Source organism: Flavobacterium sp. LC2016-23 (assembly GCF_009674775.1).
Classification (GTDB): Bacteria; Bacteroidota; Bacteroidia; order Flavobacteriales; family Flavobacteriaceae; genus Flavobacterium.
Genome location: NZ_WKKE01000010.1, coordinates 39353 through 51687, shown reverse-complemented (window position 1 = coordinate 51687; position 12335 = coordinate 39353). Strand labels below are relative to the sequence as shown.

14 protein-coding genes are annotated in these 12335 nt (G+C 35.1%); 7 read left to right on the top strand and 7 right to left on the bottom strand.

What is annotated here, in order from left to right:
• Positions 1–48: 48 nt before the first annotated feature.
• Positions 49–756, bottom strand: coding sequence for a dipeptidase PepE (gene pepE / locus GJU43_RS10095; protein WP_154340644.1), 708 nt, complete (start codon positions 754–756; stop codon positions 49–51).
• Between the two features lie 162 nt (positions 757–918).
• Between pepE and GJU43_RS10090 the strand changes: the two genes are divergently transcribed.
• From GJU43_RS10090 to GJU43_RS10060, 7 genes are all read left to right on the top strand, one after another.
• The gene (locus GJU43_RS10090; protein WP_154340643.1) at positions 919–1686 is read left to right on the top strand and encodes a carboxypeptidase-like regulatory domain-containing protein; all 768 of its coding nucleotides are present in this window, start codon (positions 919–921) and stop codon (positions 1684–1686) included.
• A complete protein-coding gene (locus tag GJU43_RS10085) occupies positions 1673–2398 on the top strand; it encodes a carboxypeptidase-like regulatory domain-containing protein (RefSeq protein ID WP_229655034.1) in 726 nt (241 codons plus the stop codon). The genes GJU43_RS10090 and GJU43_RS10085 overlap by 14 nt, the downstream gene beginning before the upstream one ends.
• Complete coding sequence (locus GJU43_RS10080) at positions 2388–3143, top strand: hypothetical protein (protein ID WP_154340642.1); 756 nt, start codon at positions 2388–2390, stop codon at positions 3141–3143. Before GJU43_RS10085 ends, GJU43_RS10080 begins: the two co-directional genes overlap by 11 nt.
• On the top strand, positions 3140–3646 hold the full coding sequence (locus GJU43_RS10075; protein ID WP_154340641.1) for a DUF6702 family protein: 507 nt from the start codon (positions 3140–3142) through the stop codon (positions 3644–3646). The genes GJU43_RS10080 and GJU43_RS10075 overlap by 4 nt, the downstream gene beginning before the upstream one ends.
• A gap of 66 nt (positions 3647–3712) precedes the next feature.
• Positions 3713–5956: a M1 family metallopeptidase gene (locus GJU43_RS10070; protein WP_154340640.1), complete on the top strand. Its 2244-nt coding sequence runs from the start codon at positions 3713–3715 to the stop codon at positions 5954–5956.
• Positions 5957–6146: 190 nt separating this feature from the next.
• Positions 6147–6506 carry a twin-arginine translocase TatA/TatE family subunit gene (locus GJU43_RS10065; protein WP_154340639.1) on the top strand — a complete coding sequence of 120 codons (360 nt, stop codon included), beginning with the start codon at positions 6147–6149 and terminating at the stop codon, positions 6504–6506.
• On the top strand, positions 6506–7087 hold the full coding sequence (locus GJU43_RS10060; RefSeq protein WP_154340638.1) for a phosphatase PAP2 family protein: 582 nt from the start codon (positions 6506–6508) through the stop codon (positions 7085–7087). Before GJU43_RS10065 ends, GJU43_RS10060 begins: the two co-directional genes overlap by 1 nt.
• A 145-nt stretch (positions 7088–7232) precedes the next feature.
• Here GJU43_RS10060 and GJU43_RS10055 read toward each other — a convergent pair whose 3' ends face one another.
• The 6 genes from GJU43_RS10055 to GJU43_RS10030 all read right to left on the bottom strand — a co-directional run bounded on the left by GJU43_RS10055 (position 7233) and on the right by GJU43_RS10030 (position 11980).
• Complete coding sequence (locus tag GJU43_RS10055) at positions 7233–7874, bottom strand: O-methyltransferase (RefSeq protein ID WP_154340637.1); 642 nt, start codon at positions 7872–7874, stop codon at positions 7233–7235.
• Between the two features lie 113 nt (positions 7875–7987).
• Entirely contained in the window at positions 7988–8353 is a 366-nt protein-coding gene (locus GJU43_RS10050) for a hypothetical protein (protein WP_154340636.1), read from the bottom strand.
• A 210-nt stretch (positions 8354–8563) separates the two neighbouring features.
• Positions 8564–9115, bottom strand: coding sequence for a hypothetical protein (locus tag GJU43_RS10045; protein WP_154340635.1), 552 nt, complete (start codon positions 9113–9115; stop codon positions 8564–8566).
• Positions 9116–9119: 4 nt separating this feature from the next.
• The gene (locus GJU43_RS10040) at positions 9120–10511 is read right to left on the bottom strand and encodes a hypothetical protein (protein ID WP_154340634.1); all 1392 of its coding nucleotides are present in this window, start codon (positions 10509–10511) and stop codon (positions 9120–9122) included.
• A 5-nt stretch (positions 10512–10516) separates the two neighbouring features.
• Positions 10517–11086 carry a YceI family protein gene (locus GJU43_RS10035; protein WP_154340633.1) on the bottom strand — a complete coding sequence of 190 codons (570 nt, stop codon included), beginning with the start codon at positions 11084–11086 and terminating at the stop codon, positions 10517–10519.
• Positions 11087–11386: 300 nt separating this feature from the next.
• Positions 11387–11980: a YceI family protein gene (locus GJU43_RS10030; protein WP_154340632.1), complete on the bottom strand. Its 594-nt coding sequence runs from the start codon at positions 11978–11980 to the stop codon at positions 11387–11389.
• Positions 11981–12335 lie beyond the last annotated feature (355 nt).

Sequence of the window (12335 nt, the reverse complement as noted above, 5' to 3'; positions counted from 1 at the left end):
TTTGTCAGCCTTACTTAAATGAATTTATATGACTTATATGGTTTGAAATTAGTTTAGATTGCTGAGGTCACTTTCAGTTATTAGTTCCTTCGGATCTTGATTTTTTAAAAATAAACGAGCAGAAAGATCTCCTTTTAAAGTGATCTTGCTCCCTTTTACTTCCAGCCAGCTTCCTTCTCGTAATCCTAATACAGGTATGGAATTGAAGGCGTGGAATTCTTTAATTCTCGTTTCACGTGTTTCTCCCATATGTTTGGATTGTGTTTCGGGATCTAAATAGTGCGGATTTAGATTGAAGGGAATTAATCCCAAAGTCTGAAAACTTGGAGGGTAAACAATAGGCATGTCATTGGTCGTTTGCATCGATAAACCGCAAATATTGCTTCCTGCGCTGGTTCCTAAATAAGGTGTTCCGTTCTTTACCGTTTCAGAAAGAAACTGCATGAGGTTTTGTTGGTACAATTGTGTGACCAGCAGAAAAGTATTTCCGCCTCCTGTAAAAATACCTTCCGCATTTTTTATAGCGTTTTCAGGATTTTCAAATTCATGAATCCCTTTTACGGCAATATTGATTGTTGCAAATGCGATGGCTACCTTTTCAGTGTATTCGTCGTGTGTGATTCCGCCCGGTCTCGCAAATGGAATAAATAAAATGCTTTTGCAGTTGGTAAAATGTTGTTGTAGCGTAGGTAGTAAGTATTCTAAATAGCTGCCTCCATGCAGGGTAGAGGTGCTGGCGATGATAATGCTTTTCATAAAATTTTAACTCATATTGATGCCGCTAAAGATATTAAAATCTCCTTTTTTAAGCTGGTAATTCAAAGTTTAATTAACATATTTTTACCATGACGTTAATATTAAATTTGGAAGACATTACGATATTTTTACACTTTTAAGAATAAATCTAATTTTTTTATTTTGACTGATAAGTTTTTGTGTTTTTTAATTATTGTTTTGGGCCAGACTGTGTGGGGACAAAATCAGGAACGTATCATTATTAACGGAAAGATAACGTCCAACACCTATGATCTGGAAGGAGTTTATGTGGTAAATGCAGAAACAGAAAATATGGTTACGACTAATGCTGACGGGACTTTTTCGATCAAGGCCAGGGCTGGGGATACGCTTGTTTTTTCTTCCATACAATTTAAAGAAAACAGAACGGTACTGACTCAGGAAAATTTTTCGGATCTCAATTTTACTGTAAAGTTAAGCCTGGTCGTGCATCAGCTGCAGGAGGTTATTGTTCGAAATTATAATAATATCAATGCAGTTTCTTTGGGAATTATTCCGCAGGGGCAGAAATCCTATACAGAAGCAGAGAGAAAGTTACATACGGCTACTGCTTTAAATCCTAGCGCAAATGCCGGTACAATGGCCGGAGGATCGATTTCAGCAGATCCTTTATTGAATTTTTTCTCAGGCAGGACGGCAATGCTGAAGAAAGAAGTGGCAGTAGAGAAGAAAGAATTTTTTATGAAGCTTTTAGAAAGTATGTTTAGCCTTGATCATTTTGTGAACAGACTTTCGATTCCTGCTGAATATGTAAAGGGATTCGAGTATTACGCTGTCGATAATGATAAATTTACGGTTGTATTGAACTCTAAAAACAAAACATCAACTGAATTTTTGCTGGGCGAATTAGCGGTGAAATATAAAGAAATACTTGCGATTGAAAACAAATAATATTGTACTGGCCCTGTTTTTAATGATTGCCGAAATTACTTTTGGTCAATCGCCTGCGCCAAAAGAAATCCTGGGACAGATTTTAGCGGAGTCTGTAACAGTTGAAGGAATAAACATTATCAATAATAACAGCCAGGTTTCAACGGTTTCAGATAAAGAAGGCAGATTTTCTATTGTGGCGAAAGAAGGCGATGTTCTGGTTTTTTCCGCGGTTAATTTAGATCCGGTCAAACGTCGCATTACAACAGAAGATTTAAATCAGGCTTTGCTTGTTATTAAAATGGCAGCCAGTGAAGTGGAACTAAAAGAAGTAATTGTAAATGAAAATGCCAATATTACCGCTGAAAATCTGGGGATTATTCCGTACGGACAAAAAAAATATACGCCGGCTGAAAGAAAAGTATATACAGCAACTTCAACCTCGGTAGATAACTTGCTGAATGCTATTTCGGGTCGGACTACTATGTTGAAAAAAGAGGTTAATGTAGAGAAAAAAGAAGCTCTTTTTAGAAAAATAGAATATCTTTTTGAAGAGGATTATTATACGAATCGCTTGAGAATTCCGTTGGCTGATATAAAAGGATTTCAATTATATTGTGTGGATGATGCCGAATTTGCTGTATCTTTGAATACAAAGAACAAAACAATGAGCATGTTTTTGATCACCGAACTAGCCAGGAAATACTTAATAATTCTAGAAAATGAAAAATAAATTAGGAATACTTATTGCGTGCTTATTTTGTCAAATCGTTTTAGGTCAGAGCAATTCAAGAAAATCATTACACGGTCAGGTCACCAATGATTTTCTTGCCATAGAGAGTGGTTATGTAATGAATATCAATGCAAATGTCAGAACGTTTATCGGAGCCGGCGGATTGTTTGATATTATGGCAAAGCCAAAAGATACTTTGTTATTTTCGGGTCTGGCGTTTCAGTCAAAAAAGATCGTCTTAACAGAGAAAGACTGTTCTCAAATACTTTTTTTAGCAAAATTAGATCTGGTAAACAATCAGCTGAAAGAGGTTGTGGTTCATAAAGATTTAAAAGTAAAATCGCTGGATGGCGGGTCCCAGAAATTTGTAGACATGCAATTCGAAGATGACAGGCAGTCTACGGCGAAAAATACGGTAATGTACTCCGATCAGACCATTAAATACGGAACTGATTTTGTTCGTATTTTTAAAGATGTAAAGAAACTGCTTCGTAAAAAAGAGGATGTAGAGGAAGATGTGATTTCTGATATTGCATTTGCGGAATATGCGAAAGATAATTTTACGCCTGAATTTTTCAGCAAAACATTAGACTTAAAACCGGACGAAATTGAGCTTTTTTTAATGTATTGCTCCAACGATGCCGAATCAAAAAAATATTTAAAACCGGATGATAAATTCCAGTTGATGGATTTTATGGTCAATAAAAATAAAGAGTTTAAAAAAGCTACTATTATTCAAAAATGAAAAATAAATTAGTTTATCCTTTAATCGGGATCTTATTTTTATCACTTTCGGCGTTTACTTTTCATAAATTTTACATGGGTGTTTTTCAGGTCAATTATGTGGCCGAGAAAAAAATGATCCAGATTACTTCCCGCATTTTTGTTGATGATCTGAATAACGGAATGGAAAAAAAGTACCACAAAAAAACCTTCGTGGGTACAGAAAGGGAAACTCAGGCAGACGTTGATTTATTAAAAAAATACCTTGCCGATAATTTTTCGGTAAAGACAGACGGTCAGTTAAAAACCATTACTTTCCTGTCTAAAGAAGTAGAAGCAGGTGATGTTTTAGTTTGTTATTCGCGTATAAAAGACATCGATAAGTTCAAAACAATTGAAATTTCGAACTCTGTTTTGGTGGATTGGAATGGTGAGCAGCAAAATATTACACATGTTTCAGCATTTGGAACCAAAAAGAGTATTCTCTTTACGGAATCTTCAAGGAAAGAAGTGTTAAAGTATTAATTGATAGGTAGAATTATCATATTAATTGTTATTTTCACAACCTCAAAAAAAACCAAAAAAGCATTTATGAAGAAGCTTTCTTTATTCTTACTTTTCCCTGCTATGATGATAGCTCAGGAGAAGTCAACACCTGTTGCTCCCAAACAACAAGGTAAATATGATACGAACAAATTTAGCCAGATGTATGATTTACTGGCAACACCTAATATGTTTCGTACCGCTTCCGGGGCACCGGGACCTGCGTATTATCAACAACAGGCAGATTATAAAATTGATATCGAATTGGATGATAAGAATTCAAAACTAACAGGTTCTGAGGTAATTACCTATTCGAATAATTCTCCGGATAGTTTAGAATACTTATGGATTCAGCTGGATCAGAATCAGGCTAAAGCAAACACTCAGACTTCTTTGGCTGAAAGTGAAAAAATAAATCAGGTTTTGGCAATTGACGGTTTTTCCGGTAAATATCTGAAGAAAGATTTGGAGCGTGGATTTAATATCGAACAGGTGAAAGACGCTAAAGGAAATCCAATGTCCTACACGATCAATGAAACCATGATGCGTATTAACCTGACCACTCCTTTGAAGCCGGGTGAGAAAATTTCACTTGCTATAAAATGGTGGTATAACATCAATAATTATAGAAAAGAAGGTGGGCGTTCCGGTTATGAATTATTTGAAAAAGACGGAAATAAATTATACGTAATTGCACAGTTCTACCCAAGAATGGCTGTTTATAACGATGTTGAAGGCTGGCAGAATATGCAATTCTGGGGAAGCGGCGAGTTTGCACTTCCTTTCGGAAATTTTGATGTAAACATTACGGTTCCTGCAGATCACGTTATTGATGCAACGGGAGAGTTAACCAACAGAGCCGAAGTTTTTACAGCGGAACAGGTAAAACGTTACGAACAGGCTCAGAAATCATTTGATAAGCCAGTAGTAATTGTAACGCAGGCTGAAGCTGAAGCTGCTGAAAAAGGGTTTTCTGATAAGAAAAAAACATGGAAATTCAGTGCTAAAAATGTACGTGATTTCGGAATTGCTTCGTCAAGAAAATTCATTTACGATGCAATGGCTGTAAAACTGGGTGGTAAAATTGTTATGGCAGAATCTGTTTATCCTAAAGAAGCAAATCCGCTTTGGGGAGAAACTTCAACCATGACAGTGGCACATACTTTAAAAAGTTATTCCTCACATACTTTCGATTATCCTTATCCAAAAGCGGTTTCTGTTTCTGCCGAAGACCAGGGAATGGAATATCCGATGATTTGCTGGAATTTTGGTCGTCCTGATGAAAATGGAGTGACCAGTAAAGAAGTTAAAAACGGAATGATTGGGGTTGTAATTCACGAAGTGGGCCACACTTTCTTCCCGATGATTGTCAATTCAGATGAGCGTCAGTGGACCTGGATGGACGAAGGTTTAAATTCTTTTTTAGAATATTTGGCAGAACAGGAATTAGATCCGAATTTCCCGTCTAGACGCGGCCCTGCAAAAAATATTGTTCCTTACATGAGTGGTGACCAGAAGTTTTTAGAACCAATTATGTCAAACTCTGAAACCATTGCGCAGTTTGGTAATAACGCTTACGGAAAACCGGCTACAGGACTTAACATGTTAAGAGAAGTGATTATGGGGCGAGAGCTGTTTGATTATGCTTTCAGAACATATGCCAACAGATGGAAATTCAAACATCCGACTCCGGAAGATTTCTTCAGAACTATGGAAGATGCTTCTGCGGTAGATTTAGACTGGTTTTTCAGAGGATGGTTTTATTCAACAGATTTTGTAGATATCGGAATCAAAGAAGTGAAACAGTATTATGTTTCTGAAACGCCAACAGCAGATATTAAAGACGTGAAAGTTAGAAAAGGACGTTTCGGATTCGAAAAAGGACCATTTGTTTACTTAGTATCCGGAGATAATGCCGAAGTAAATACGGATAAGAAAAAAGCATTAAAAGTAGAAGATGTAAAACTATTGGCAGATTACGTAAATCAGACTTTTTCGGCGGAAGAAAAGGCAGGTTTGAAATCACCTAAGTATTTTTACGAAGTAGAGTTTAACAAACCGGGCGGAATGATCATGCCAATTTTGGTAGAGATCACTTACGAAGATGGTTCTGTGCAAAACTTCCAGTATCCGGCACAAATCTGGAGAAAAAATAATGATACGGCTAAGAAAGTATATGCAACCGAAAAAGCGATCAAAAGTATTCAGATTGATCCAAAATTAATGACTGCTGATATTGATGTAACCAATAATTCCTGGCCAAAAGTAGAACAGAAGTCAAAGTTTGACTAAAAATTAAAAAGTTAACTACCGGGTTCACAAAGCTGCTAAGCTAGTACTGGAAAAATTTCCTTTACCTATCTTGTCAGATCTTTGTGAACTTTGTGGTTAAAATAAATAGGTTAAGTTATGCTTTTTAAGTAAATTTTAAAACTCTCAGCTGCAAAATTTAATATCTTTGTGGCACACAAAAATAAAAGATATGTTTGGTATAGGAGGAGGAGAACTAGTTTTTATACTGTTTATAGTACTAATGCTTTTTGGTTCAGACAAAGTGCCGGAAATTGCGCGTACGATGGGTAAGGCCATGGCCCAGTTAAAAAATGCTACAAATGACATTAAAAGTGAAATTCAAAAAGGGGCAGAGGCAAATGGCCTTGATACAAAATCTTTGACAGATATCACCGGAAATATCAATGCACAGATTAACGATGCAAAAACCAACTTGTTAGGCGATACTACAAATTTATCCGGTAATCTATTAGGAGATACCGCTACAGAAATAAATAAAGTAAAAGAAGATATTGATTCTATCTCAGGACCTGTAAAACGCCAACTATAATGCTCGAAAAAATACAAGAATTGGATACCCGTCTTTTTGTGTATCTTAATGGTTTAGGTTCTGAAAATTACGATAAATTATGGCTGATCATTACAAATCAATTGTATTGGACACCTTTTTTTGTATTCCTGTTTTTTATTATTTATAAAAAAATTGGAGGAAAACAAACCTTGTATGTACTGCTTTTTATAGCTGTTTTAATTGCTTTTACAGATCAGACAACCAATTTGTTTAAACATACATTTGAGCGTTTGCGTCCCTGCAATAATCCTGAAATCAAATCTTTTATCCGAATTGTTCAGGTTAGGACGTCCTTTAGCTTTTTCTCAGGTCACGCTGCCAATACAATGGCTGTTGCCACCTTTTTATACTTAGTTTTAAAACGCCATTTTAAATATTTGGGACTCCTGTTCCTGTGGCCTTTAATTTTTGCTTACAGCCGCATATACCTTGGATTGCATTATCCTGGAGACATACTTACGGGATATTTCTTTGGAGCACTTTTCGGGTCTTTGATTTATTTGGTGTATAAAAAATTAAAGCCTCAATATTTTCCGGAAACTTTTGAAAAAAGGTTCTAAGGTCCTAAGATTCTAAGGTTTTTTTTAAGAGCAATTTAAGTTAGATTTGTCATTTCGAGGAACGAGAAATCACATCCAGTGCTTCTACAGCAGGACGTTATTATGTTAAGTCATTTCTCTTTCCGCGAAATGAAACAACTTAATTTTATAAAACTCTACTCACCGTCAAACCATCACGAATTGGCAACAAAACCGTTTCAACTCTCGGATCGTTCTTCAAGAGTAAATTATATTCTAAAAGGACTTTTGTACTCACATCATTCGGATGCACCGGTTCCAGGATTTTACCGCTCCATAAAACATTATCAGAGAGAATAATTCCGCCCTTATTCATTTTCGGAACAATCATTTCCCAATAGTTGAGGTAATTTTCTTTATCGGCATCGATAAAAACCAAATCAAATTTTACATCCAGAGTCGGAATGATATTGATAGCTTCCCCCAAATGTTGAAAAATTTGATTCCCCCATAGAGATGCATCAAAGTACTTTCGTTGAAAATCAACTAATTCTTCTTTAATATCAATGGTGTGTAATTGACCGTTTTCCTGCATTCCTTCACAAAGGCATAAAGCGGCGTAACCGGTATACGTTCCAATTTCCAGGATATTTACGGGGCGGATCAATTTAGAAAGCATGCTTAAAACGCGGCCTTGAAAATGCCCGCTCAGCATTCTCGGTAAGAGTATTTTCTGATACGTTTCCTTGTTTAATTTCGCCAGTAATTCCGGTTCGTTTTCAGAATGTTGTTCGATGTAATCTTCTAATTCCTGGGATATAAAATGCATGGGATTTCTTCTAAATTTAAACCACAAAAATACAAAAAATATCGGCTAACTTTTTGGCATAAAAAAACCATTCGTAATTACGAATGGTTTCCATTTTGAATTCTAAAAAAAAATTATTTTTTCAAAGCCTCATTTACTTCTTTAGCTGTTTTTACAGTTCCGTCTTTGGCTGCTTTGGCTGCAGCTTCAACTTTATCTGCGCCTTTTTTAGTGGCATCTTTTACATCTTCAGCTGCTTTTTTAGTAGCATCTTTTACGTCTTGTGCAGCATTTTCTGAAGCTTCTTTGGCTTTAGCGGCAGCATTTTCTGCTTTAACCACAGCACTGTCTTTTACTTCTTCGATATCATTTGTTAATGTATCTACTTTGTTTCCAAGAGTTAATTCTTCTTCAGGTTTCGTTTCTTTTTTATCTCCGCAGGATTGTGCAGTGAATCCCAATAAAGCAATAAGAGCTAAGCTTAAAATTTGTTTTTTCATGATTAATTAAATTTTTAAAGTTGATAAAATATAAAGGTTATAAAGCTGAAAAAATAAAAGTACAAATTTTAAAATTAGGCGCTCTTTGTAATCGTATTTTTCTTTTAACAGCAAGACAATTCCCGTGCCAAATTTTTAAGTTTTGTAAAGTTGAGATATATTTTTTTGAAGAAGAACGATAATAGTATGGATAAGATGCTTTTGCAGATTCTAATCCTTGTACAAATAAAAATTAATTACAATATCATCTTTCACTTTTATTAATCCAGCCATCTTTATCGGAGGTTCCAGACCAATGTCGGAAAACTTAAGATTCAGTGTTCCCTGAATTTTGTCGTTAGCAGTGTATAGATAAAAGTCTTTGTATTTTAATGTTTTATCCGTAATAAAAAAGCTTAAACTGCATTTGTAATTCTTGCCAAACTGTTTTATATCTGTTATAGCAACGTTACTATTAGGGAATTCGGTTGCTTTAACAGTACCTTGTAAGTCTCTGGTCATTATTTTATTACGACAATCAAAATTAGTCATTTTGATAGCGGTATTAAAAATGTTTTTTTTATTTGAATTCAGGAAAATAGTATCTTTTGTAGCAAAGATACTGGAGCAATTATAATGGCCCACAGTTGATAGTCCGGTAATTTCTATTTTAATTTTATTTATTACCAAAGTGGTATCATCTGCGAAAAAGCTGGGTTTAGCACTTCCTAATAAAAAGAAAGTTGCTAAACCCGTGATTAAAAAGATACATCTTTTGAACATTTTATCAGAATGAAATTACTGCTTCAAACATAAGTCCTTTAAAGTTGCCGCCAAAAAGATCGTTGGGTGTTGCTCCGTTAAACTGAGAGAAGTTCTTGTAGTTTTGATCTACATACTCCAATTTTGCCAGAATGTTTTTAGTCATAAACCACCCTGCTGCACCTTCAAATCTGTTTATCTGAATGGACTGATTACTTGCATTCGAAAGTTTTCCGTCGACTAAGTTGTATTTACCACCCACATAAAATCGTTCATTTTCTCCAAAACGATATACTAAGTCTCCTACATATTGATTTATTTTACGAGAAGCATCAGTTCCTTTGAAATCACCGCCGGAGGTAAATTCTAAAGTTCCAAAAAACTCAAGGCCTTTATATTTGATAAAAGGGTTTACCATGTATGAGGTTGCCCAGTTTCCGTATCCGGGATTAAATCGTCCTGTGTCCTTGTTTGCTGTTGGATCAAAGTTGTTTGCAACAGTACTGATTGTAGCTCCTGTAGCCGGGTTTATAATCGCATATTCAGGATGTGTCATTACACCATAAAAACGACTTCCTGCTCTGTCAGAAGAATATAAATTTCCGCTGGAATTGGCCGTATGATAATAAGATCCGGTTAACCTGATTCTTAAATCCTGATTAATTTGTTTGTCCCAGCCTAATTTTGCCAGAATAGAAGGGCTGATAGTGGTGTTGGAATCTGGTTTTGTGGTTGTTGCCGGTGCTGGAACAATTTCCTGCACATTTTGGTTTAGTTTAGAATTCGTAACTCCAATCATACTCACAAATCCTGATCTGTTATAGTAAACTTCGGCTCCCATTTCTGTACTAAAGGCATCCATGATGTTATTTCCGACGAATGGATTCATAAGTGCATTTCCGTTGTCGGATCTTCTAAAGTGAGCGTCACCATAGTTATTCTCCATCTGACCAATCTTAATTGTGGTATACTGCATAAAATCAGCCAGGAAATCTTTTTTGATAAAGTCCAGTTTATCAATTTGCAAATAACCTCCTTTAACCCAGGTTTCATTATGGTGTCTTGAGGCCAGGTAAACATCTAAGTTAACGCGTACACCATCATATAGTTGGGCACCAATCGTGAAATTGGCATTGGGTAAATTAAAATTGTTTTCCAGATTGTTTAATCTGTAATTTGGTGCAGAAGCCAGGTTCTTTTGATCGTTAAACGAATTTAAAGCCTGAAACTGAAGTGCAAAAGCCGCTCCCATATCGACACTGATTCCTTTGTAAGAAACCGTATCTTTTTTGACATCAAATTGATTAATTCCTTTCTGATTTCTTGGAATTTGATTCTGGATATGCCCAAAACTTACTTGTGCAGTAATGCTAAATGTGCTTACTAATGCTATAAACAGGATATATATGTTTTTCATGGCGTTTATAAATTAAAGTTCAAATTAAATTTTAAGGTTAGATCCTGTCCCGTTTTTATGGTTCCAAGCAGCGCGGTAGGTGATTTCATTCCAAAATCCGTAAAAGTGATTTTATTAGAGCCCTGCAGGTTTACCCCTTCTTTCGTAATAGTTGTTTTTACAGTTGTTTTAAGAATTTTACTAACACCGGCAATAGTATAGGTTCCGGTTAATTCCCAAGTGTTTTCATTTACTTTTTCGGCAGATTTCAGGGTATATGTAATGTTTTTGTTTTTATCTGTTTTTAAAGTCTTATAAGCCACTTTGTCCATGCTTTTTTTGTCGCTTTTTATGCTTTCTGCTAAAAGGGTGACAGACAACGATCCAATATCCGTTAATTTCGAATTGGTAATTGTAAAACCTGCCGTTCCTGTTCCCGAACCTGATTTCATTTCCCAGTCATGTAATGTTGAAGTTCCGGATACAGAAAAAGCTGATTTAGCATTTAAGGTATACGATTTCTGCGCCGATACAAATGAGGTAATTCCTAAGAATGCCACTATAAATGCGAATAGTTTGATTTTTTTAGTTTTCATTTTGTCATGTTTTTGTTTAAAAGAATTGATTTATTTAGAATTAAAGCTTCTATCTTAATCCAATTCAAAGGTCTGCCCATAAAACAATCATTTGTATGATAAAAATCATTGTATAAATTGTATTAAAAATCTTAATTATTAACGACAATGTTTTTTTCTGTCAGGCAGTTCGGATTGCAGAAGAAAATGAGATTCAAAATCCCTGTTTAAAAAAAGCAAGTCTCTGTACCTTTAGTGCAGAGACTTGCTTTTTTAGTTATTCAAAAATTGCGTTAACTTCTTATTTCAGGATTTAAATTCCTATTTGATAACTAGAACATTTTCATTTTTAGCATAGTCGGTTAGAGTGATATTAAACAAGACGGTTAATTCTTTACCTGCTTTAACTACCCCAAGAGCAGCTGTTGGCGGCGTCATTTCAAAGTCAACAAAGGTCATTCGGTTAGAGCCTTGTAATGTAAAGGTGTCATTATCATTGCTTGTTATTCGTATCTGGGTTTTGTAATCTTTACTAACACCCGCTATGGTATAAGTTCCGGTAAGCATCCAGGTGGTTTCGTTGATTTTGTCGGCAGATTTTAAAACATATCTGATATTTCTGTGCGTTTTGGTATCTAAAGATTCATAAGCCACATCGTCCATGCTTGTTTTACTGCTTTTGATGCTTTCTGCTAATAAGGTAATCGTTAAATTTTTAATATCTGTCAGCTTAGAATCCGTAATCGTTAAAATGGCGCTACCTGTTCCTTCAGTAGATCGCATTACCCAATCGTGTATGTTGGAAGTACCTGCGACTTCAAAAGTTGATTTTGCAACGCTATATCTTCTTTGTGCGTTTACCTGTAATGACAATGTGATTACTATTGCCCATAAAATTGATTTGATCGTTTTCATCTGTATGTGGTATTTAGTTAATTCAGCTTGTTTTTGAGATGATATAAACAGCTTCTTTTTTCTTGTAGCAAATTTATTACGATTGAATAGGAAGAGAACTGATAAAAATCATGGTTAGAACTTTATTAAAAACTTATAATAAAAAGGTAAAGAAGTGTTTTTGGAGAGGTGTTTTTTTTCTGAAAAGGTATTTATGTAGCTTAAAGTGTTGATTGTTATAGATGTAATGGTTTTTTTATTTGAATTAAGTTTCCTTTTTAATTTTCAGGAACTTTCAAAGAATAAAAAAATAACAACCTGCAAAAAGAAAGTGAGCAGGCAAAGGTTTTAGATTCAATACAGCAGTAGAAATTTT

Excerpts from the sequence above, each read along its gene's own strand:
- GJU43_RS10050 (WP_154340636.1), bottom strand. The coding sequence starts at position 8,353 with ATGAAAAAACAAATTTTAAGCTTAGCTCTTATTGCTTTATTGGGATTC.
- GJU43_RS10060 (WP_154340638.1), top strand. The coding sequence starts at position 6,506 with ATGCTCGAAAAAATACAAGAATTGGATACCCGTCTTTTTGTGTATCTT.
- GJU43_RS10035 (WP_154340633.1), bottom strand. The coding sequence starts at position 11,086 with ATGAAAACTAAAAAAATCAAACTATTCGCATTTATAGTGGCATTCTTA.
- GJU43_RS10070 (WP_154340640.1), top strand. The coding sequence starts at position 3,713 with ATGAAGAAGCTTTCTTTATTCTTACTTTTCCCTGCTATGATGATAGCT.
- GJU43_RS10075 (WP_154340641.1), top strand. The coding sequence starts at position 3,140 with ATGAAAAATAAATTAGTTTATCCTTTAATCGGGATCTTATTTTTATCA.
- GJU43_RS10040 (WP_154340634.1), bottom strand. The coding sequence starts at position 10,511 with ATGAAAAACATATATATCCTGTTTATAGCATTAGTAAGCACATTTAGC.
- GJU43_RS10045 (WP_154340635.1), bottom strand. The coding sequence starts at position 9,115 with ATGTTCAAAAGATGTATCTTTTTAATCACGGGTTTAGCAACTTTCTTT.
- GJU43_RS10030 (WP_154340632.1), bottom strand. The coding sequence starts at position 11,980 with ATGAAAACGATCAAATCAATTTTATGGGCAATAGTAATCACATTGTCA.
- GJU43_RS10065 (WP_154340639.1), top strand. The coding sequence starts at position 6,147 with ATGTTTGGTATAGGAGGAGGAGAACTAGTTTTTATACTGTTTATAGTA.
- pepE (WP_154340644.1), bottom strand. The coding sequence starts at position 756 with ATGAAAAGCATTATCATCGCCAGCACCTCTACCCTGCATGGAGGCAGC.
- GJU43_RS10055 (WP_154340637.1), bottom strand. The coding sequence starts at position 7,874 with ATGCATTTTATATCCCAGGAATTAGAAGATTACATCGAACAACATTCT.
- GJU43_RS10080 (WP_154340642.1), top strand. The coding sequence starts at position 2,388 with ATGAAAAATAAATTAGGAATACTTATTGCGTGCTTATTTTGTCAAATC.